This window comes from Kitasatospora sp. NPDC056783 (assembly GCF_042789895.1).
In the GTDB taxonomy this organism is placed as follows: Bacteria; Actinomycetota; Actinomycetes; order Streptomycetales; family Streptomycetaceae; genus Kitasatospora.
Map to the genome: position 1 here is coordinate 1 of NZ_JBHUAF010000699.1, position 1,514 is coordinate 1,514.

Here is a 1,514-nt window from a genome sequence, read left to right on the forward strand (position 1 = left end):
TCGGACCGTTCGCGGACGGCGAACGCGGCGGGGCCGCGACCGGCCCGCCTCATCCGTTCGGTGGAACGCCCGTAAGCGGATGCGAGGATGGCCCCGCCGCGCCCGCCGCGCGGCGCGGTCGCGCTCCGGGCGCGGCAGAGCCCAGCCGCGTCAGAAAGGTCCCGCCCATGGCCGTCGAGGTCGCCACCCCGGCTCCGGACTTCGAGCTCAACAACCAGCACGGCGAGGCCGTCAGGCTCTCCGACTTCCGCGGCCGGAAGAACGTCGTCCTGGTCTTCTACCCGTTCGCCTTCACCGGCGTCTGCACCGGCGAGCTGGGCGCGATCCAGAAGGAGCTGGCGGGCCTCCAGAACGACACCGCGCAGGTGCTCGGGATCTCCTGCGACTCCCAGTTCTCCCAGCGGGTCTTCGCCGACCGGGAGGGCTTGGAGTTCCCGCTGCTGGCCGACTTCTGGCCGCACGGAGAGGTCGCCCGGGCCTACGGCGTCCTCGACGAGGAGCGGGGCTGCCCGCTGCGCGGCACGTTCGTGATCGACACCGCCGGGCGGATCCGCTGGAGCGTCGTCAACGGCCTCCCGGACGCCCGGGACGAGCAGGAGTACCTGAGGGTCCTCGGGGCGCTCTGAGGCCCCGCCCCCGCCTCGGCGGAGCCCGCCTTCGCCCGCGTGGCACCCGCCGGACCTCCGCGTGGCACCCGCCGGCCGGGTGCCGCGGGGCCGTGTCCGGCCTGATCAGGCCCGCGGTCGGGAACCCCGTACTACGCTCGGGCCGTTGGCGGGGTGGGGAGCGGGAGCCGATGCGCCTCCCGCCGCCCCTGACCCGCACCACCGGGGGCACCGCTGGACGTGCCTCCCGATTCTTGGAGGACCAGTGGGAGTAAGCCTCAGCAAGGGCGGCAACGTCTCGCTCACGAAGGAGGCCCCCGGCCTCACGGCCGTCGTCGTCGGCCTGGGCTGGGACGTCCGGACCACCACGGGTGCGGACTTCGACCTGGACGCCAGCGCGCTGCTGTGCAACGCCCAGGGCAAGGTCGCCTCGGACGGCAACTTCGTGTTCTTCAACAACCTGAAGAGCCCGGACGGCTCGGTCGAGCACACCGGTGACAACCTGACCGGCGAGGGCGAGGGCGACGACGAGTCCATCAAGGTCAACCTGGCCGGGGTCCCGGGGGACGTGGAGAAGATCGTCTTCCCGGTGTCGATCTACGACGCCGAGACCCGCAGCCAGAACTTCGGCCAGGTGCGCAACGCGTTCATCCGCGTGGTGAACCAGGCCGACAACACCGAGCTGGCGCGGTACGACCTCTCCGAGGACGCCTCCACCGAGACCGCGATGGTCTTCGGCGAGCTGTACCGCAACAACGGGGAGTGGAAGTTCCGCGCCATCGGCCAGGGCTACGCCTCCGGCCTGCGCGGCATCGCCCAGGACTTCGGCGTCAACGTCTGAGCCCCCGCCGGCACCCTGCGGCGCGGACCCCGCGCCGTCTCCCGGGGCGGCCCCGGACCTCCACGGTC

The 1,514-nt window shown here is 72.6% G+C and carries 2 protein-coding genes; both read left to right on the forward strand.

What is annotated here, in order from left to right; translation table 11 throughout:
• Nucleotides 1-167 precede the first annotated feature (167 nt).
• Nucleotides 168-626 carry a peroxiredoxin gene (locus tag ACFRMQ_RS40690; RefSeq protein WP_380735964.1) on the forward strand — a complete coding sequence of 153 codons (459 nt, stop codon included), beginning with the start codon at nt 168-170 and terminating at the stop codon, nt 624-626.
• 244 nt (nt 627-870) lie between these two features.
• Nucleotides 871-1,446 carry a TerD family protein gene (locus tag ACFRMQ_RS40695; protein WP_380735965.1) on the forward strand — a complete coding sequence of 192 codons (576 nt, stop codon included), beginning with the start codon at nt 871-873 and terminating at the stop codon, nt 1,444-1,446.
• Nucleotides 1,447-1,514: the final 68 nt, after the last annotated feature.